Source organism: Pseudomonadales bacterium, assembly GCA_024234435.1.
In the GTDB taxonomy this organism is placed as follows: domain Bacteria; phylum Pseudomonadota; class Gammaproteobacteria; order Pseudomonadales; family Porticoccaceae; genus JACKOF01.
Genome location: JACKOF010000001.1, coordinates 775,375 through 794,210, shown reverse-complemented (window position 1 = coordinate 794,210; position 18,836 = coordinate 775,375). Strand labels below are relative to the sequence as shown.

The 18,836-nt window shown below is 48.1% G+C and carries 15 protein-coding genes; 6 read left to right on the top strand and 9 right to left on the bottom strand.

The window, feature by feature from the left end:
• Window positions 1-3: 3 nt before the first annotated feature.
• Window positions 4-3,873, bottom strand: a complete 3,870-nt coding sequence (gene purL / locus H7A02_03645; protein MCP5171346.1) for a phosphoribosylformylglycinamidine synthase — start codon at window positions 3,871-3,873, stop codon at window positions 4-6.
• Window positions 3,874-4,115: 242 nt separating this feature from the next.
• On the opposite strand from purL, the gene mltF reads away from it, so the two are divergent.
• Window positions 4,116-5,573: a membrane-bound lytic murein transglycosylase MltF gene (mltF, locus tag H7A02_03640; protein MCP5171345.1), complete on the top strand. Its 1,458-nt coding sequence runs from the start codon at window positions 4,116-4,118 to the stop codon at window positions 5,571-5,573.
• Between the two features lie 61 nt (window positions 5,574-5,634).
• Here mltF and tadA read toward each other — a convergent pair whose 3' ends face one another.
• Window positions 5,635-6,099 carry a tRNA adenosine(34) deaminase TadA gene (gene tadA, locus H7A02_03635; protein ID MCP5171344.1) on the bottom strand — a complete coding sequence of 155 codons (465 nt, stop codon included), beginning with the start codon at window positions 6,097-6,099 and terminating at the stop codon, window positions 5,635-5,637.
• A 433-nt stretch (window positions 6,100-6,532) separates the two neighbouring features.
• On the opposite strand from tadA, the gene H7A02_03630 reads away from it, so the two are divergent.
• From H7A02_03630 to H7A02_03610, 5 genes are read left to right on the top strand one after another with little or no spacing between them, the layout of a single operon-like run.
• Complete coding sequence (locus H7A02_03630; GenBank protein ID MCP5171343.1) at window positions 6,533-8,218, top strand: phosphoethanolamine--lipid A transferase; 1,686 nt, start codon at window positions 6,533-6,535, stop codon at window positions 8,216-8,218.
• A complete protein-coding gene (locus tag H7A02_03625; GenBank protein ID MCP5171342.1) occupies window positions 8,218-8,616 on the top strand; it encodes a diacylglycerol kinase in 399 nt (132 codons plus the stop codon). Before H7A02_03630 ends, H7A02_03625 begins: the two co-directional genes overlap by 1 nt.
• Entirely contained in the window at window positions 8,613-9,329 is a 717-nt protein-coding gene (locus H7A02_03620; GenBank protein ID MCP5171341.1) for a phosphatase PAP2 family protein, read from the top strand. Before H7A02_03625 ends, H7A02_03620 begins: the two co-directional genes overlap by 4 nt.
• Window positions 9,330-9,370: 41 nt before the next feature.
• Entirely contained in the window at window positions 9,371-10,054 is a 684-nt protein-coding gene (locus H7A02_03615) for a response regulator transcription factor (protein MCP5171340.1), read from the top strand.
• A complete protein-coding gene (locus tag H7A02_03610; GenBank protein ID MCP5171339.1) occupies window positions 10,035-11,297 on the top strand; it encodes a HAMP domain-containing histidine kinase in 1,263 nt (420 codons plus the stop codon). Before H7A02_03615 ends, H7A02_03610 begins: the two co-directional genes overlap by 20 nt.
• Window positions 11,298-11,663: 366 nt before the next feature.
• Here H7A02_03610 and H7A02_03605 read toward each other — a convergent pair whose 3' ends face one another.
• The 7 genes from H7A02_03605 to hflK all read right to left on the bottom strand — a co-directional run bounded on the left by H7A02_03605 (window position 11,664) and on the right by hflK (window position 18,812).
• On the bottom strand, window positions 11,664-12,446 hold the full coding sequence (locus H7A02_03605) for a transglutaminase family protein (protein ID MCP5171338.1): 783 nt from the start codon (window positions 12,444-12,446) through the stop codon (window positions 11,664-11,666).
• Window positions 12,447-12,473: 27 nt separating this feature from the next.
• Window positions 12,474-13,337 carry a transglutaminase family protein gene (locus H7A02_03600; protein MCP5171337.1) on the bottom strand — a complete coding sequence of 288 codons (864 nt, stop codon included), beginning with the start codon at window positions 13,335-13,337 and terminating at the stop codon, window positions 12,474-12,476.
• A gap of 15 nt (window positions 13,338-13,352) precedes the next feature.
• On the bottom strand, window positions 13,353-14,231 hold the full coding sequence (locus H7A02_03595; protein ID MCP5171336.1) for a hypothetical protein: 879 nt from the start codon (window positions 14,229-14,231) through the stop codon (window positions 13,353-13,355).
• A gap of 82 nt (window positions 14,232-14,313) precedes the next feature.
• Window positions 14,314-14,667 carry a hypothetical protein gene (locus tag H7A02_03590; GenBank protein MCP5171335.1) on the bottom strand — a complete coding sequence of 118 codons (354 nt, stop codon included), beginning with the start codon at window positions 14,665-14,667 and terminating at the stop codon, window positions 14,314-14,316.
• A gap of 188 nt (window positions 14,668-14,855) precedes the next feature.
• Window positions 14,856-16,514, bottom strand: coding sequence for a phosphoenolpyruvate--protein phosphotransferase (gene ptsP, locus H7A02_03585; GenBank protein MCP5171334.1), 1,659 nt, complete (start codon window positions 16,512-16,514; stop codon window positions 14,856-14,858).
• Window positions 16,515-16,737: 223 nt separating this feature from the next.
• Complete coding sequence (gene hflC, locus H7A02_03580) at window positions 16,738-17,739, bottom strand: protease modulator HflC (GenBank protein ID MCP5171333.1); 1,002 nt, start codon at window positions 17,737-17,739, stop codon at window positions 16,738-16,740.
• Window positions 17,736-18,812, bottom strand: a complete 1,077-nt coding sequence (gene hflK / locus H7A02_03575; GenBank protein ID MCP5171332.1) for an FtsH protease activity modulator HflK — start codon at window positions 18,810-18,812, stop codon at window positions 17,736-17,738. Before hflK ends, hflC begins: the two co-directional genes overlap by 4 nt.
• Between the last annotated feature and the right edge of the window lie 24 nt (window positions 18,813-18,836).

The following is an 18,836-nucleotide window of genomic DNA, read 5'->3' as shown; positions in this document are numbered from 1 at the left end:
GCTTTAATCCACAAACAGGCGCGCATTGCGGAACATCCGCATCCAGGCCCCATCCTGCCCCCATTCATCGGGATACCAAGAGTTGGTGACTGAACGAAATACGCGCTCGGGGTGCGGCATCATAATCGTCGCCCGACCATCGGCACTGGTGACACCACTGATCCCCATAGGCGAACCATTCGGATTGGCGGGATAGGCTTCTGTTACATTCAAATGGTTATCCAGATAACGTAACGCCACTGCACCCGATGCGCTGAATATCTGTGCGTCGTGTTCGTTTGCAAACTCGGCTCTACCCTCACCATGTGCTACCGCAATGGGCATATGAGAACCGGCCATATCGCTCAACAGCACGGAAGGTGATGCTTCCACTCGTACCAGTGATACCCGCGCCTCAAACTGTTCAGAGGTATTGCGAACAAAACGGGGCCAGTGATCCGCGCCAGGAATCAGCGCTTTCAGGTTGGAGACCATCTGGCAACCGTTACAAACCCCCAGAGTAAACGTGTCTTCCCTATGAAAAAACTGTTCGAACTGGTTGCGTGCCTGAGCATTAAACAGAATGGTTTTTGCCCAGCCTTCACCGGCACCCAGCACATCACCGTAGGAAAACCCGCCACAGGCGACCAGTCCGTTGTAATCGGCCAACTGAACACGGCTGGAAAGAATATCGCTCATATGAACATCAACCGCTTCAAACCCGGCACGATCAAAAGCAGCCGCCATCTCGACGTGACCGTTAACCCCCTGCTCTCGCAGAACCGCCATTTTGGGCCTGATACCGCGGTTGATATACGGTGCCGAAATATTGTCGTTAATATCGAAACTGAGATGCGCACTGAGCCCAGGATCACTCTGTAACAGCGCATCGAACTCCTGCCGGGCACATTCGGCATTGTCGCGCAATGATTGAATGCGGTAACTGGTTTCACTCCACATCCGTTGTAATTCGGCACGGCTGTGGCTATAGCGGCGCTCATCGTTGGCGTATATCTCGATACTGTCAGACGAATTCAGTGTCGCTACCGTGGAGACAGAAATACCTTCCGCTTCAAAACGCGCCCGCACTGCTTCAGATCGGTTGCTCGCTACCTGAATCACCGCACCCAGTTCTTCACTGAACAGACGTTTTAGCAGTGCTGAAGGCGAATCAGCCTCTAATGAGATCGTCAACCCGGTGTGTCCGGCAAATGCCATCTCCACCAGCGTTATGAATAAACCACCATCTGCCCGGTCATGGTAGGCCAGCAGCTCCCCATCGTGATTGGCGGCCTGAATCTGCTCGAAAAAGGCTTTCAGTTTCGCTGCACTGACCACATCTGGTGTCACATCACCCATTTGTCGATAAACCTGCGCCAGTATTGAACCACCGATACGGTCCTGCCTCTCACCCAGATCAATCAGTAACAACTCGGTCGGCCCACTGCCTGTTTTCAGCTGCGGTGTCAGGGTTTTGCGTACGTTCTGTACCGGAGAGAATGCCGTGATAATCAATGAAACAGGCGCTGTTACAGCTTTCTCTACCCCGTCCTCCTGCCAGGCAGTGCGCATGGACATGGAGTCTTTACCCACCGGAATGGTCAGACCGAGCTGGGGGCACAATTCCATCCCCACCGCTTCTACCGTACGAAACAGTTTTTCATCCTCACCGTTATGCCCGGCAGCACACATCCAGTTGGCTGACAGTTTGATATCGGAAATTCTGGCGATATTGCTGGCGGCGATATTGGTAATTGCCTCACCAATGGCCATCCTGCCGGAAGCCGGTGCATTCAACAGAGCTAGCGGCGTGCGCTCTCCAATCGCCATCGCTTCACCGGCATTACTGTCGTAAGTAACGGTGGTGACAGCACAGTCGGCTACCGGTACCTGCCAGGGGCCAACCATCTGATCGCGGTGCACCATGCCCGTCACACTGCGATCACCGATAGTGATCAGAAAGCTTTTACTGGCTACCGCGGGGTGCTGAATTACCCGGGAAATAGCGTCTTCCAGATCAATCGGCGCAATATCGAACTGCTCGGTCTGAGGCTCTACAGTCGTTGCATTGCGGTGCATTTTGGGCGGCTTGCCAAATAATACTGACATCGGCAGGTCAACAGGTCGGGCATCAAAGTGCCGGTCATTCAGAACCAAACACTGTTCGCTGGTAGATTCACCCACCACGGCATAGGGGCAACGCTCACGCTGACAGATACTTTCAAAACGAGTCAGATCTTCTGGCCGAACCGCCATGACATAGCGTTCTTGCGCCTCATTACACCAGATTGCCAGCGGCGACATGCCCGGCTCATCATTAGGCACATTGCGCAGCTCAAAAGTACCACCACAACCACCATCTTTTACCAGCTCAGGAAAAGCATTGGACAAACCACCCGCCCCGACATCATGAATAAAAGCAATGGGGTTCCGGTCACCCAGCTGCCAGCACTGGTCAATGACTTCCTGGCAGCGCCGCTCGATCTCCGGGTTCTGGCGCTGTACCGACGCGAAATCCAGATCCTCGGAACTGGAGCCGGAAGTCATGGATGAGGCCGCACCCCCGCCGAGGCCAATCAGCATGGCCGGTCCACCCAGAACAATCAGCTTACAACCAGCATCAAACGCCGGTTTGTCCACATGTTCTTCGCGGATATTACCGTAGCCACCGGCAATCATTATCGGCTTGTGGTAACCTCGACGTTCGCCATCAAAATCCATTTCAAAACTGCGGAAATAACCGCAGAGATTAGGACGACCAAACTCATTATTAAACGCGGCCCCGCCAATAGGACCATCAATCATGATATCCAGCGCTGTGACTATTCTTTCCGGTTTGCCGTAATTTACTTCCCAGGGCTGCTGATAACCCGGTATTTGCAAATTCGATACGCTAAAACCGGTCAATCCCACTTTCGGTTTGGAGCCCCTGCCCACCGCACCTTCATCTCGAATTTCACCGCCGGAACCGGTACCTGCTCCGGGGAAAGGTGCAATGGCCGTCGGGTGATTATGGGTTTCCACCTTCATCAGCAAATGCACAGGTTCCTGATGAAAGCCATAAATCTTTGTTTCCGGGTCCGGAAAAAACCGACCCGCTTCATGCCCTCTCACTACCGCAGCATTATCAGAATAAGCAGATAAAACGTCTTCACCACCCAGTTGATAGGTGTTTTTGATCATGCCAAACAGGGAAATCGTTTGCGCTTCCCCATCAATAGTCCAGGAGGCATTAAAAATCTTGTGACGGCAGTGTTCGGAGTTCGCCTGCGCGAACATCATCAATTCCACATCGGTTGGATTGCGGCTCAATTCAACAAAACTGGCCACCAGATAGTCGATTTCATCATCGGCCAGTGCCAACCCCAATTCGACATTGGCAATTTCAAGCGCAGATCTGCCACCGGAAATCACATCCACCGAAATCATTGGTTGCGGCTGATGGTGCTCGAACAGTGCTTCCGCCTGATTAACCGAATCCAATACAGTCTCGACCATACGATCATGCAGCTGGTTACTGATTAACCTGGCGTGCTCTTCACTGAAATTACCTACAACGTAATAGGCAACCGCCCTTTCCAGGCGCTTCACCCGATCCAGTCCGGCGTTATGGGCAATATCGGTCGCCTTACTCGACCAGGGAGAAATGGTGCCTGGCCTGGGTATCACCAAAAAAAGCTGCCCCTCCGTCTGCTGGGCTGCCACCCGCGGCCCATAACTGAGCAATGCAGTTAACTCAGCGATATCTTCCGCACTGAGTTCGCCTTCGACATCGACCAGGTGGACGTACTCTGCGTAAACACCTTCAACACCCGTTACCGTTTTTCGCAAACTTTCAAAAAGTTTCTCTTTTCTAAAGTCTGAAAGAGCTGGAGCGCCGCGAAAAGTCAGCATGTAGGCCTCGAATCTGGTTAATGGTTACAGAAATTTTGAAGGCCGATATTGTAAAGTAATTGACCGGCAAGCGGCAGTCTCAATACGGTTTTCTTTACCTTTCGGTCTTGCTCTCGTCCCTTCGAGAACAAATTGGTTGAATGGCTTCTGTTCTGCCTCTAACCTAGAGCCCTGTTAAACCACTTACCAACTCGCTGAAAAAATAAATAGTTGCTCGGTTTAAGGAGTTACAAGCAACAAATATGCGTGGCTTTCACTTTCATCTAAGGCGAACCACCAAGCGCATGCTGTACGCCTGCCTGTTGTTTGTTGCCGCCCTGACACTCTCCACCAGCAGGGCTCCGGGAACACTTGAGGTTATTCAAAACCGTGGCGTACTGAGAATCATCACCATTCCCGGGTCCACCACCTACTTCGAAGATGGCAAAGGCAAAGCCGGATTTGAATACCTGCTGACCAAAGCTTTTGCCAGGCACCTTGGTGTAAAGCTTGAAATATCGGTAATGGAAAGTGTGAACAGCGCATTGATTGCCGTTGGCACCCCTGTGGGTGATTTCGCCGCGGCCGGACTGACAATTACCCCTGAGCGAAAAAAGCGGTTTCGCTTCAGTATTCCCTATCATCACACAAGCGAACTGTTGATCTACCGGCAAGGTGAAAGACGGCCAACATCCGTCGCAGATCTGAGAAACGGGCGTTTACTGGTATTAAAAGGCAGTTCGCATCTGGAGCGATTGCAACAGCTAAAACAGCAGTATGAAAACCTGAGCTGGGAAGAGCTCGATGAAGACATGCTGAGACTGATGCAGCTGGTACACGAAGGTGAAACCGATTTTGCTATTGTCGATGCCAACGCCTACCGGGTTGACCGCAGCATTTACCCCAAAGCAAAAGCCGCATTTGACATATCCCCCCCACAACCTCTGGGCTGGGTCTTCCCGCAAAATGGTGACGGCTCACTACTGAAAGCCGCCAATCAATTTTTGAAAGAGTATGAAAAAAGCGGCAAACTGAGCAAGCTTTGGGACCAATTCCTCGGTCATACCAAGAAGTTCAGTGTGGCGGGCTCGCAGTTATTTATGAGCCGCATGAATTCACGCTTGCCTAAATATCAGGGGATGTTTAAGGAAACCGCCGACAAATATGCAATAGACTGGTTACTACTGGCAGCGATCTCTTATCAGGAGTCACACTGGAACCCCAAGGCAAAATCCCCCACTGGGGTGCGTGGCCTAATGATGCTGACATTATCAACAGCCAAAGAGATGGGGGTCAAAAAACGGCTCGACCCCGAACAAAGCCTGGACGGAGGTGCCCGTTATTTCCTGAAAGCAAAGGAAAGGATTCCTTCACAGATCAAGGAGCCGGATAGAACCTGGTTCGCTCTGGCGGCCTACAATATAGGGCTCGGTCATCTGGAGGACGCGCGAGTGTTAACTGATCGTGCCGGGAAAAACCCCAACCTGTGGAGTGACGTAAGCGAACACCTACCTCTGTTGCAACAGAAAAAATTCTATTCGACTGTCAGGCATGGTTATGCCCGCGGCAAAGAACCCGTGCAATACGTACAGAATATTCGTCACTATTACGACATTCTGAAATTACATATCAGGGAATCTGAAAAACGCCAGGAGCGGGAAAGGATGATTGACCTGCCATCCAGCAGCAACCTTGGCAGCGACTCTCTGTTATCACTCTAGGGGCTGTTCACACTAATTGGATGCCGCTCAGTCCCCAGCTTACTAAAGCCAAACGACACTCCTAGCGTCTGCGCTGAAAAAACGTTTTTAGCAACTGGCTGGATTCATCAGCCAGCACGCCACCCACCCAGGCAATACGATGATTGTAGTGACCGGCATCCAACAACTGTAAATGACTCTGCACAGCGCCCGCACGAGGCTCCGGTGCACCAAACACCAGCCGCCCTATTCGTGCATGAACCATCGCGCCAAGGCACATGGTACAAGGTTCAATACTGACATACAGAGTAGTGCCGGAAAGTCGATAATTACCCAGCTTCGCAGCAGCATTGCGCATGGCCACTATTTCCGCGTGAGCTGTTGGGTCATGACCCAAAATCGGCTGATTCCATCCCTCAGCCAGCAACTCACCATCTTTTACCACAACCGCGCCCACTGGCACTTCACCGTGCTCACTTGCCATGTCTGCAAGCCTGAGTGCGTGTTGCATCCATTGCAGATCACTGGGTGTATAACCTGAAAGCATTGTCTCTACTCGTCAACAGGCAAGAATATGGCTATTACTCAGCCTCATAAAAAGGAATCCAGAAGTTTGGGTAGATACGCCCGGGTGAACTCTTTTCATTAACTCTGGCCAAAGAATTATTCCGACATTATTACTCACCACAAACGCATCGTCATCACCGTAGAAGATATATTTACGTGCGTGCAGTACGAACCCTGGCGACAGAATCGATACTCCTTTAGCGAATGACGTATTGCACCTTTTTTTGGTCAAGGCCTGAAAACCTGCCTAAGAACCAAAATCAAAGACCTTTTCAAGACAAAGATGCCTGATTTTTCAGATTGATATTTCCTTGATACTTCTCTGACATCCTCTTGGTTCAACCTGCTGATAATTCACTCTAATCATCACGAAAGTTAGTGGTGTTCAAACACGAATTGATAGAGGCAGCCTTTTGGAAATAAAGAATTTACAGTTCCGAGCCCCCGCCAGGATATTAACCCTGATAGTTACTGTTTATCTGCTGGTTATGTTTAATGGCCGTTTTTTCAGAACAGTATACGAGCTACACGGTATTGGAGGCGTGGATAGCTGGCTGTACATAATAAGTCTTTTTTTCTTCTTGGCAGTGCTAATTAACTTTTCCCTCACCATTCTGGCAATACCCTGGCTGTTAAAGCCCACGCTTATCTTTATATTGATTGTTTCCTCACTGACCTGCTATTTCATGGAAACGTATAACATCCTGATTGATAAAACCATGATTCAGAACACGATGGAGACTGATATCAGGGAAAGCTGGGAGTTGTTAAGTTTTAACCTGCTAACCTTTGTTGGACTGTCCGGTTTAATACCCGCCGCCCTCGTTTGGAAAATCAAAATAGATTATGGCAACTCCAGAGGGTTTGCGCTTGAGAAACTGCTCATTAGCATCATCACAATTTTGATAGCTGGCTTTATTGCTCTACTGTTTTATCAGGACTATGCGTCCCTGTTTCGCAATCACCGCTATATCCGTGACCTCATAGTGCCAGTTAACTACGTTCATTCACTCAATGCCTACGCAAAACAATTTCTGCCAAAGAACACCCCGGAGTTTCAGTCCATTGGGCTGGATGCACATGTCACCGAAAGCTGGGGCTTACCTACTGACAAGAAGGTAGTCACCGTGATCGTAGTAGGTGAAACAGCCCGCAGCGCCAATTTTTCTCTTTACGATTACCCCCGGGCAACCAACCCTGAATTGAAACGACATGACATCATCAGTTTTAGCCAGGTTTCTTCCTGTGGTACCTCCACAGCCGTATCTCTGCCCTGCATGTTTTCCCATGAAGGCCGTGATATCTACAATGAGCGACAGGCCCGCAACTCGGATAACCTCCTGGATATACTGCAAAGGGCAGGTTTGGAGGCTGTCTGGATTGATAATAATTCCGGCTGCAAAGGGGTGTGCAACCGGATAAAACATCTGAACGTTTCCCCAGGGGATAACATCAATTTCTGCAAGGGTGCCGAATGTTACGACATGGTGCTAATCAGTAAATTGCAGCAAGCTATCGAAAGCTCGGAAAAAAATATGGTCATTGTCATGCATCAGGTTGGCAGCCATGGTCCAGCCTACTTCCTGCGCACACCCGAAGAGTTTCAAAAATTCAAACCCTTTTGCCATACCAATCAATTACAGGAATGTAGCCAGCAGGAAATTATCAATGCCTACGACAACACTATTTTATACACCGACCATGTTTTATCTGCCGTCATTGACTTTCTTGACTCCAGAAAAAATGTTCTGGATGCCAGTATGCTCTACGTATCTGACCACGGCGAATCACTGGGCGAGAACAACCTATACCTTCATGGCATTCCCTATTTCATGGCTCCCGAGGAGCAAACCCATGTCCCCATGATCCTCTGGCTCAGTAATAATTTTGCCAAGCGATTCTCTATTGACAAAACCTGCCTGCAAAATAAACGTCAGGAACGTTTAAGCCATGACAATCTGTTTGACTCCATGATCGGTATGCTCGGTGTTCAAACCAGTATTTATCAAAGAGAACGCGATATTTTCGACAGTTGCCGAGGGGCAAACAGCACTGATTTTCCTTTAGCAAAGCATCAAGCCAGCAAGGGTGTTGAATAATGCCAAAAAGCAACCCCCGCAACACAGATAACAGCCGGAGTCCCTACAAAGGTACCCAGGGCATCAAAAGACTGACAAATGCAACGGGTTATTCACTCAAAGGATTTTGCGCGGCGTGGCAGCATGAAGCCGCTTTTCGCCAGGAAGCTCTGCTTGTGACGGTCTTAATACCACTGGCATTTTTCGTTACTGAAAACAGTCTGGAGCGACTTCTCCTTGTGGGCAGCTTATTAATAGTTTTACTAACCGAATTATTGAACTCTGCCCTTGAAACCGTCGTAGACCGAATCAGTTACGAGCATCATGAATTAAGCGGCAGAGCCAAGGATCTGGGATCCGCGGCTGTTCTTGTCAGTTTGGCAATCGCAGGCATAACCTGGGGGATTATCCTGCTGTGAAAAAGTTTTATTTCTACCATGGCTTATTACCTCTTCTTTTGCTGCTGCTTGCTACTCTGTGGCTGGATTATTTTCACTTTGATTTTATTCTGTCAGATCACCTTTATGCGGTTCAGGGTTACAACTGGAATTTGAAGGAAAACTGGCTGCTAGAAGGCATTATTCACAGAGGCGGCCGTATTTTTGTAGGCGTTTGCATCACCCTCAACCTGTGCGCATTGATTACCACCTGGTTTGTTTCTTCAATGGCCAACTATCGCCGGGGGCTAATCTATCTATTAACCACCGTACTTGTTTCCCTAGTGGTTGTTTCCGGATTAAAGGCGATTACGCATATAGACTGCCCCTGGAGCTTTCAAGTCTATGGTGGAGAAAAACCTGTACACCCGGTTTTTGCTTCCATTTTTGGCACGGGAACCGGCCGTTGCTTCCCCTCCGGTCATGCCAGTGGAGGTTACGCATGGATCGCACTCTATTTCTTTTGCCTGCTTTGTAAACCCAGGTGGCGCTTTGCGGGTCTGACTTTTGGTTTGTTATTGGGAGCAATATTTGGATTTTCCCAACAATTTCGGGGGGCTCATTTACTGTCGCATGACATCTGGACCGTTGGCATTTGCTGGTTTACTGCTCTGATTGGTTTCATCTGGACAAGTAAAAAACCGATTCATGTGTGCCAAGCAGAGGTAGGAGGTTACAATCCGGGTTATGAGTGATTTATATCCGGCAATCCGGTGGTGTCCTGCAAGGGTTTTCAGTGAAAAACAAGTACCGCTTACTGATCGTTGAAGATCATCAAAAACTGGCCGAGAATCTTTATGAATATCTCGGTGATCAACATTATGAGCTGGATTATGCAGCTGACGGTCTAACCGCACTTCATCTGCTGGCAACCAATAGTTATGATGTTATCGTTCTGGATATTATGCTGCCCGGAATCAGTGGGTTAACGCTTTGCCAGCGAATTCGTCAGGATTTACAGTCTTCCGTGCCCGTTATTATGTTAACTGCCCGGGATTCTATCGAAGATAAAACAAAGGCATTTAATAGCGGCGCTGATGATTATCTGATCAAACCTTTTCACATGCGCGAACTTGAACTTCGCATCCAGGCTTTACTCCGCCGCGGCAGTGTCGACCAGGACTACCTGAGAGCAGAAGATCTCACCTACTGCCCCGGAACTCTTAAAGTCTCATTTCGAAATAAAGCCGAAGTCACCCTGTCAGGTTACAGTGCAACGATTTTTGAAATTCTTGTTCGGCAATATCCAAAGTTTGTCAGCTATCAGGAGTTCAGCCGAAAACTCTGGGGCATTGATGATGGTGACCCAAACACAGTTCGCACCCATGTTTACGGGTTGCGTAAAACCCTAAAAGAAGCTTTCGGCCAGGATGTTATAAAAACATTACATGGTCGTGGCTATGCCCTTCACCTCATTTAGCAGGCAAGCCATGATCAGCTCACTTTCCCGACGCGTAAAGCAAATATTCATTCGGGTATATTTGCTCAGTGTTAGCATCGTACTAATATCTACCTGGCTATTACTGGAGGGGCTGGAAGAAACCACACTTGCAATTGACAAGCAGGCAGAAATTGAACATTTCCTGAGCCGCCATGAAACCGACAAAGTCGTCCATGCTCAGTCGGCTATGCTAACCATCACCTACCTGCCAGCAGATAGTTCACCCTATGAACACCTGCCCGTTATATTCAATAATTTGCCCGTTCCTTTTGATGGCGATGTCGAAATTTTGGGTAAGGAGTACCGAATAATCATCAATCGGATTCCGGAAGGCACCTACTATCTGGCCAAAGACTTAAGCCAGTTTGAACAATATGAAAACCTGATGGTCACTGTGTTGCTTGCCCTTGCCGGGCTATCCATTATTTCAGGGATTGGTTTTGCATCATTGATCAGCCACAGGATTGCACAGCCGATCCAGGCTCTCACACAAGATATCATGCATATCAAACAGGGACGCAGAGAAACCTACCTTCCTGCTATCTATAAAGATAGCGAACTCAATGAAATTTCCCGAGCACTCAACAAATATCTCGACGAAATAGACCAGCTTGTCAAGCGTGAGCGTTCCCTGATCACCATGGCCAGCCATGAACTCAGAACACCTATCGCCGTTATTATGGGAGCCGCCGAGGTTATTGAGCGTCGTCAACAGCTTAATGGGGATGACCAGAAAACCTTGCAACGAATCATCGCATCGGCAAACACAATGTCTGCCAATGTTAACGTGCTGCTAAACCTGATACGACAAAGCAAAACGGAGGCAGACACGGAATCATTCTCTCTCAACACCCTGATCGACGAATGGGTAGCGGCTATAAAAATCGCAGACCCTGCGGCCTCAGAGCGAATAGACATTGTAGCCAAGCATGATGCCATGATCTCTGCTAACAGAAATATGGTACGGATCCTTTTTAACAATCTTGTTAATAATGCACTGAATCATAACCAGGGTAAGGTCTGGATTGACTTCTCAAATCAGCACGTAGAAGTGCGAGACCAAGGCATCGAGGCCATTAATAAGCAGGATTCTGAAACAACAGACACCACTACAGGGCTCGGTTTATATATTGTCACCTTGATTTGTGAACATCTAGGCTGGGAGTTTTCCCTGAAAACGTTACCAGGCGGAGAAACCTGTGCCAGGGTACTTTTTGAATAAAGGCAGCAAACAGCTTTTTTGATTATTCTGACAATGATTACTCCGACACTAATGCAGACATCATTACCCCGATTGTTTAAAGCTGTTCTCAATATTGACACCTGATACGATAATCCGGTTTACCTGAAAGCAGCCACCAGCTGCCGGGGCAATTCACCGGCTGAAACCGCCCTGCAACCCGACGTATTTTGCCCTGACCCTCGGCTTTAAATACAATTTTGGATCATCGAGTTACTGCTGCGGTTGAACCCGGCCTTTCTGAAAACCTCTGTACGTAATCAAGCGTAACGATCCATCCAGCCGAGAAAGCTGTTTGCGATCGTCAGTTGAAGCATTGAAGTGCTGCGTCCGCAAACCCCTGCAAAGTTAGGCAAGTTGCACGTGAACGGTTTGTTGTACGGGATAGATCGGCGGCCCAAATTGATTATAAACCGCCACATCCGCCGCATCACGGCCATACCCGACAGCTACATACCCACCCTTTTTGAACTTCTGTGTTGCATCAAAAGTGTACCAGCGATCAGCAACATAGGCTTCAAACCAGGCATGTAGCTCCATGGGTTCAAGGCCATATAAATAACCAACCACCATTCGAGCAGGAATGCTTAGACTTCTGCACAGGGCTATGCCCAGATGAGCCAGATCTCTACATACACCCGCTTTCTGTTGATTCACTTCAGCTGCAGATAAGGAAGAGAAGCTGCTGGCTGGCCGAAAACCAATACTGGTATTTAACCAGCGCTCGATTTCTGCTACCTGATCATAACCGGGTTGTTGATTTGTCGTTATTTCAGATGCCATATCGCCAAAATGATCAGATTCACAATAGCGGCTGGGCAACAGATACTTAAGCACCGCGTCTGGCAAGTTTTGAATATCAACAAAATGGCCACCAAATGCTTGATCGACATTGTCAGCCGTCATAATTCTGGCAGAGGTATAAATGGTAAAGTCACCTGAAGGGGCGATCAATCGCTGGCACAGGTTGCCATAATCATCGGTAAATTCAAAAGCTGGAACACTGGGATATAGCAGATACTCTTCACTGGCAATCCACTGTTGTGCACCGCTCCTTGGTCGAAGCATCAGAATAAAGGGCGTAGGCACATCAATGAAAAATTTTAATTCACAGCTTGTCTGCAACCACATATTGAGGCCTCTCTGTTTTAACAATACCTATGGCATCGCTGTTACCCAGACATTGACAACCATTTTCGTGCCAGATGGCCCATGAAAAGACCCTGCGATGGGCGGCACCGATTCCGGCAATCTCGCCACAGCAACAGTAATATGTTCAGCCCCGACAATGTTGCCAATGGTTGGGTCAAAACCTTTCCAACCTGCGCCAGGAATAAGCACCTCTGCCCAGGCGTGGGTAGACCCTGACTGACCGAGAGGATTGGTGGTCGCATCGGAATAAATGTAGCCGCTGACAAATCGTGCTGCAAAACCCAGCTGCCTTGCTGCAGCCATAAAAAGACAGGCTGAATCGCGACAGGAACCTGAGCCAAGGGATAGGGTTTGCTCGACACTTTGTACGCCTTCCTCTTCGCGTCTTCGGTAGGTTAAGGTTTGATAGATACGCTGGTTTAGTCGAAGCAACAAGGCGAAAGTTTGAATTTTCTCGTCAGGCTGCCAAATATCATGAATCCAGCTTGTTAGCAGGTTGGTTTCTGCCGTATCGGTTGATTGCATATAAGGCGACAACAGCACTTTATCTTCATCGATATAGCTGAAGGGATAATCGACCGCATAATCAGCAACCAGAAAGTCGTGAGGGGTCTGGTCATATTGCTGAATAATGATCTCGCTTTTTATGGTCAGATTTTGCGTGCTGCCGTTGAATGTTGCCGTGGCAACTGAATTTCCTTCCACATCCCGGTGCCAGCGCAATGTTGCCGCTGGAAAAATATCCAACGCCGAACTTTCTATACGCAACTCATGCCCCTCCCTTGGCCGCAATCGCAAGGTGTGCGGTAACAATTGCACTGACCCAGAAAAGTTGTACAGAGTCTCATGTAGAATTTTGTAACGTTTCATTTGACCTTCGCCACCCTAACCTCCACCGATTTCACATAACCCCCGGTTTTCACGATAAGGTTCATTACAGCGCCAGCCACTCCCCATCGAATCGATATGCGCATTTGCGGGGATAATAATGAGCGAGCAGACCATAGCCTTTTTTTCAAACCCTCTGACACACCGCCAATCATTGCCTCCATCTTTCAAATAAGCATTCTCCGGAAGGACAATTCTCGAGCACGTGTCTTCATTTTTTTGATACCCTCGCACACATTGCCAATTTTCCCCGCGCCGATCAAGGAAAGCGTTCTCGGGAATTTTCAGGGCAATGCAGGCACTGCTACTTTCCTTGTAACCTCTCATGCACTCCCAACCTTTATCGTAGGACGAATCGGCTGCATAAGCATTGGCGGGGATGACAACCAGCCTGCAGCTATTACCGATTTTTTTGTAACCTTGTTCGCAATCCCAACCTAAACCATAGTTTGATTCACTTAAAACAGCGTGTGCAGGTATATCAATTTTAACGCACTGAATTCCTCTAAAACCGCTTTGCTTAGGCTTGTACCCCCTCTCGCACTCCCAACCCGTACCATATTGCGCATCAACCAAATAGGCATTAGCAGGAACATTTACCCGTTCACAAGCATCATTGCTCTTTAAAAACCCCCGATTGCATTTCCAATCTGATCCAAATGAATCGAGATACGCATTTTTCGGTATTTTTATCACCAAACAGCTATTGTTGGTTTTTTTAAATCCTCTCTCGCAATACCAACCATCTCCATAGCTTTTTTTGTAGGCATTTGCTGGCAGATCCAAAACATCAGCTTGTGCCCACAACTTACCAACAGAAGTCATCAACAATACAAGGATGGTTGCCAAGGTAAATAGATGTGTTTTCAATTTCATACTGGTAATCCGTTCTTGTTAGAAGAAGAAACTAATGACGCACCTTGTCGAGAGATATAGGCTTTTGTAACAAATGGCGAGGTCATGGCACGAACCAATTCACTGTAATTAAGCGGGCATGCTTACAGCATTGTGCCAATACATCAGCAAGGTCTTTGCAAATGGGTATATTGTTGGTTTTGTCATCCAGTACCGTGCCGCTATCAAGCCCGAATTTTTCGCTGTCGATAACAGAAACGATTGTGTACTTCTCGAAATGACGTACCAGTCCGTTGGCTGTTTTGCCGTCTATTGCAGCGAAGTTGCCTTCGCAATAAACAATAGCGGTAGTTACTCGCTGATGGGTACGCGATGGCTTCAATGGCAAATGCTCTGCATCACCTTTGGGCATTACTGACTGTTCGATAATAGATAAACTGCCTAATTTTGCAGGCATGGTGGTTCCTTGAGTACAGACTCAGGAGGCAACCAGATCGTGCCGACCAGAATTAGCCGAATGTCAACGAGAAGTCCCGCTAAGTGAAAATACCGCGGGCAAGATATCCCGCTGGTTGGAAGTGAGAGTCCACCTTAACACAAGCACCGGCTGACGGATATGAGTGTGAATGATTTGTAGTTTGTATGTCAGGCGAAACACCTGGTATGGCGAATGGCCTGTTTAATCTGGGGAATCAATGGCGGTGCAATACTCAGGTTGCGTATACCAGATTGTAACAACCGCGGAATATGTTCAGATCTGCCTGCCAGTTCCCCGCACAAAGAAAGTGGTATTTCGGGTGCATCCTGGCTGGTTAGTTGTAAAAGCCGGAAGATCGCATCAGATGCATCGTTAAAGTACCGCTCCACGGCGGCATTATCCCGGTCAGCCGCAAAGGTATATTGTGTCAGGTCGTTGGTACCAAAACTGAAAAAGTCGACATGCTTGGCGATGGCTTTTGCTGAAAGTGCCGCTGCCGGTGTTTCAATCATGGCCCCTACTGATGGAAGCTCTGCAAGCCCCATGTTTTCACCGAGTTTCATTAGCTGTTCTTTCACCATTAAAATGTCCCCGGGCAGGGTAACCATTGGGATGAGTACACGAATATCGAATTCTCTGGAAAGTTCCAATATAGCGGCTAATTGCGTAGTCAAAAGCTCGGGATATTCCAATAAAAACCGAATGCCACGTCGCCCTAAAGCAGGGTTGGTTTCTGCCATAAAACCAAGAAAAGGCAACGGTTTATCTGCACCAATATCCAGTAGACGTATGCATATACTGTGACTCTTTGCCGCTGCCAGAGTCTCACGCATTTCACTGAGAAGCTCTTCCTTGTTCGGCGGAACGCTACGCCCCAGATAAGCCTGCTCAATACGATATAAACCGATACCATCAGCACCATTACGCATGGCTTTTTCCGTGTCATCCCGGCAACCTACGTTGGCCAACACAGAAATAGAAACGCCGTCTTCTGTTATTGCTGGACGCTGTGCATGAGTCCGCGCGGTCTCAAAAATCTTGGCTTTAGTTTTAATTTTTTGCTGGAAAAGCGCTTTATCATCAGCATCAGGCCTAATCGTTACCGCTCCCCTATCCGCATCCACTAATACCCATGTGTTGTCGGGTATGTTGGCAAACAATTCCGGAATACCCGTAATGGCTGGCAGTCCTATCTCCCGCGCAAACAATGCTGCGTGGGAGCCTGAGCTACCATATTGTAAAAGCACCGCAGCAATAGGCCGCCCTGCAAGAAAAATTGTATCGGAAGGCAGCAAACGCGATGTCGTAAGTACACAATTATCAGGAATTTTATCCAGTGAATGAACCGTAATACCAGCCAGGGCATTCTGCAATCTGATCGAAATGTCGTGCATATCGTCGCCTTTGTCCCTGGCCACTTGGGACTCCATCAATAAAAATCGTTTTTCCCAGCGAAGAAATACGGTCTTTACTGCACTGCTGGCACTGACTAGGTTTTCCGCAATTTCCTTGCGCAGCTCATCTCTTAGCACGCGGTCATTAACCATCAGTTGATGTGCGCCGAACACTTCGGCCAGGCGTGCATCAATCTGTTTTTCTACACGTGTGGCCAACACCAGCAGATCGTCAGAAATACTGGCTGTAGCCGTATCTAGGCGAGAGAATTCATATTCAATGCCATCCCCGGTTAGCGGTTCGGGCACATCGATTGGCCCCAGTAAACCATAGTGAAGATGGGTCAGGCCTTGGGAAAGTCCCGGGGATATGGATTTTCCCCTCAATATCAATGACGATGATGTGCGAGCCTGGTTTTCTTCTTGATTGATAATCACTATATCAATACCCCATCATGCTCAAAAGCGTCGTTGGCGGATTGTTTTTAGAGTGTCCCCATGCTGTTGATCCGATTGTTATTCTTTGCTTTTTTTGCTGCCTTTTTTTCTTTCTGGGTCAGCAATGGCTGCTTCTTTGTCTCTTTATTACTTTTCTTTTCCTTACCCATAAATTTCTACACCTGTTTATTGTAGTACATGGTTTAGTTGTAGCCGCTTAGTTGCGTTTGCCCTTAGCGGGGCTCATGCCTTTGAGGAACTTGAAAAGATCACTGTCGGTGGATAACACGATAGTAGTGCTGTCGCCGATAATAACGGGATAGGAGGCCATCGTACGGGTAAATTCGTAAAATTCAACAGCCTGGGGGCTCTGATTATAAGCACTGGCATAGATTTCCGTCGCCTTGGCATCGGCCAGGCCTCGAATTTCCTCTACCTGACGATAGGCTTCGGATTGAATTTTGTTGAGATCCCGCACCCGATTACCACGTATTCTCGCCGCTTCACCATTACCTTCAGAAAGAAAACGTTCGGCAATCTGCCTGCGCTCACTGATCATGCGGTCATAAATTTTAGGCCGCACGCTTTCGTTGTAGTTAATGCGTTTAAAGCGAATATCTAACAACTCAATACCAAACACGCCGACTTTTTCAGCCGCCGCTCGGAATATTTCCTGTTCAACCAACTTTCGCCCTTTCTCAATGGGCACTAAAGCTCCCATCGTAGGCCCTTGCTGTTCGGTAGAAGGCAAAATAGCCTCACCAAGAACCGTGGTATCGATTAACGGTACCCGATTTTTAGTCGTGCGAATAATTTCTATTAATTCGTGTTTAGCCACGGCGTTTCGCGTTTCACTGCCGAGGATATCGTCCAACCTTGACTGCGCACTGCGTTCATCACGCAAGCGTAAAAAATACTGTAGCGGATCAACAATGCGCCAGCGGGCAAACAAGTCGACAGAGATATACAATTTATCTTTTGTCGGCATATCCGAAGGCGCGCCATCCCACTCAAGCACCCGCTTGTCGATGGGATTAACCTCTTGCACAAAAGGCACCTTGAATTTAAGGCCAGCTTCCGTAACCGGCTCGCCAACTGGCTTACCAAATTGGGTGATGATGACTTGCTCGACTTCATCAACGGTATATATCGAACTACCTAAGACAAACACACCAGCAAGAAGAATGGACAACACCGCAAACATCGTTAAGTTTTTCATTGTTTGCGCTCCTTTTGCCCATCGAGGTTAAGCAATGGCAACAGGCCAGACATGGCATCGTCCATCAATACTTTTGATTCTATTTTCGGCAGCACATCTTGCATGGTTTCAATGTAAATGCGACGGCGAGTTACTTCCGGTGCTTTTTGGTATTCAGTAAACAACGCATTAAAGCGCAAGGCATCACCTTCGGCTTCATTGATGCGCTTGAGACGATAACCATCCGCTTCGCGGATACGCTGATCTTTTTCACCCTCGGCTAGAGGAATGACTTTGTTATATTCCCGCCGCGCCTCATTAATAAGTTTTTCTTTCGATTGCTGCGCCTGGTTCACCTCATTAAAGGATTCCTGCACAGGCCTGGGCGGATTAATATTTTTTAACTGCACCTGATCAATGCTGATACCCATCACATACTTGGTGGATAGCTCCTGCATTTTGACCAGCGCTTCAATTTCAATTTCCTGCCGACCGATAGTAATCACTTCGTCCACGGTTCGATCACCTACCACTTCACGCATCACCGATTCTGATACAGAACGCAGGGTTTCACCGGGTTCACGCACTTCAAACAAAAATTTGACCGGATCTGATATACGGTATTGAACTACCCATTCCACCAGTGCGGCATTGAGATCACCGGTAACCATTTGGGTTTCCCTTACTCCATCGCGTGCACCCTGATAAGGATCATAGGCACCCTGGGTGGCAAAACCAAACTCTTGTTTTAACTGCCGTTTAACAGGAACAATAGTCGCATTATCAATACCCAACGGCAGCTTAAAATGTAGACCCGGTGGCACTTCTTTGAGATACATACCAAACCGCTGCACCACAGCAACCGAATCACTGGGCACGGTGTAATAGGCCGACCACAGACTTAGACCTATTAGCAACATAATGGCAAAGGTAAATAACCCGCCAAAGCGTCCACCTGAATTTTTTCCTGAGCCACCTCCTGAAAATAATCTTTTTATCCGAGCAATAGCTTGAGCCACTATTTGGTCAATATCCGGAGGCGATTGGGGTCGAGATCCCCATTGGGTAGCAGAACTATCATTTTGAGACGGCATTAAAAAGCCTTTCGGTAGGGACAG

Bases quoted from the DNA above. Each gene is read 5' to 3' on its own strand.
- H7A02_03605 (MCP5171338.1), bottom strand. From the start codon at position 12,446: ATGTGGTTGCAGACAAGCTGTGAATTAAAATTTTTCATTGATGTGCCT.
- H7A02_03595 (MCP5171336.1), bottom strand. From the start codon at position 14,231: ATGAAATTGAAAACACATCTATTTACCTTGGCAACCATCCTTGTATTG.
- tadA (MCP5171344.1), bottom strand. From the start codon at position 6,099: ATGCTTTCAGGTTATACACCCAGTGATCTGCAATGGATGCAACACGCA.
- H7A02_03590 (MCP5171335.1), bottom strand. From the start codon at position 14,667: ATGCCTGCAAAATTAGGCAGTTTATCTATTATCGAACAGTCAGTAATG.
- mltF (MCP5171345.1), top strand. From the start codon at position 4,116: ATGCGTGGCTTTCACTTTCATCTAAGGCGAACCACCAAGCGCATGCTG.
- purL (MCP5171346.1), bottom strand. From the start codon at position 3,873: ATGCTGACTTTTCGCGGCGCTCCAGCTCTTTCAGACTTTAGAAAAGAG.
- H7A02_03600 (MCP5171337.1), bottom strand. From the start codon at position 13,337: ATGAAACGTTACAAAATTCTACATGAGACTCTGTACAACTTTTCTGGG.
- hflC (MCP5171333.1), bottom strand. From the start codon at position 17,739: ATGAAAAACTTAACGATGTTTGCGGTGTTGTCCATTCTTCTTGCTGGT.
- H7A02_03610 (MCP5171339.1), top strand. From the start codon at position 10,035: ATGCCCTTCACCTCATTTAGCAGGCAAGCCATGATCAGCTCACTTTCC.
- hflK (MCP5171332.1), bottom strand. From the start codon at position 18,812: ATGCCGTCTCAAAATGATAGTTCTGCTACCCAATGGGGATCTCGACCC.
- H7A02_03625 (MCP5171342.1), top strand. From the start codon at position 8,218: ATGCCAAAAAGCAACCCCCGCAACACAGATAACAGCCGGAGTCCCTAC.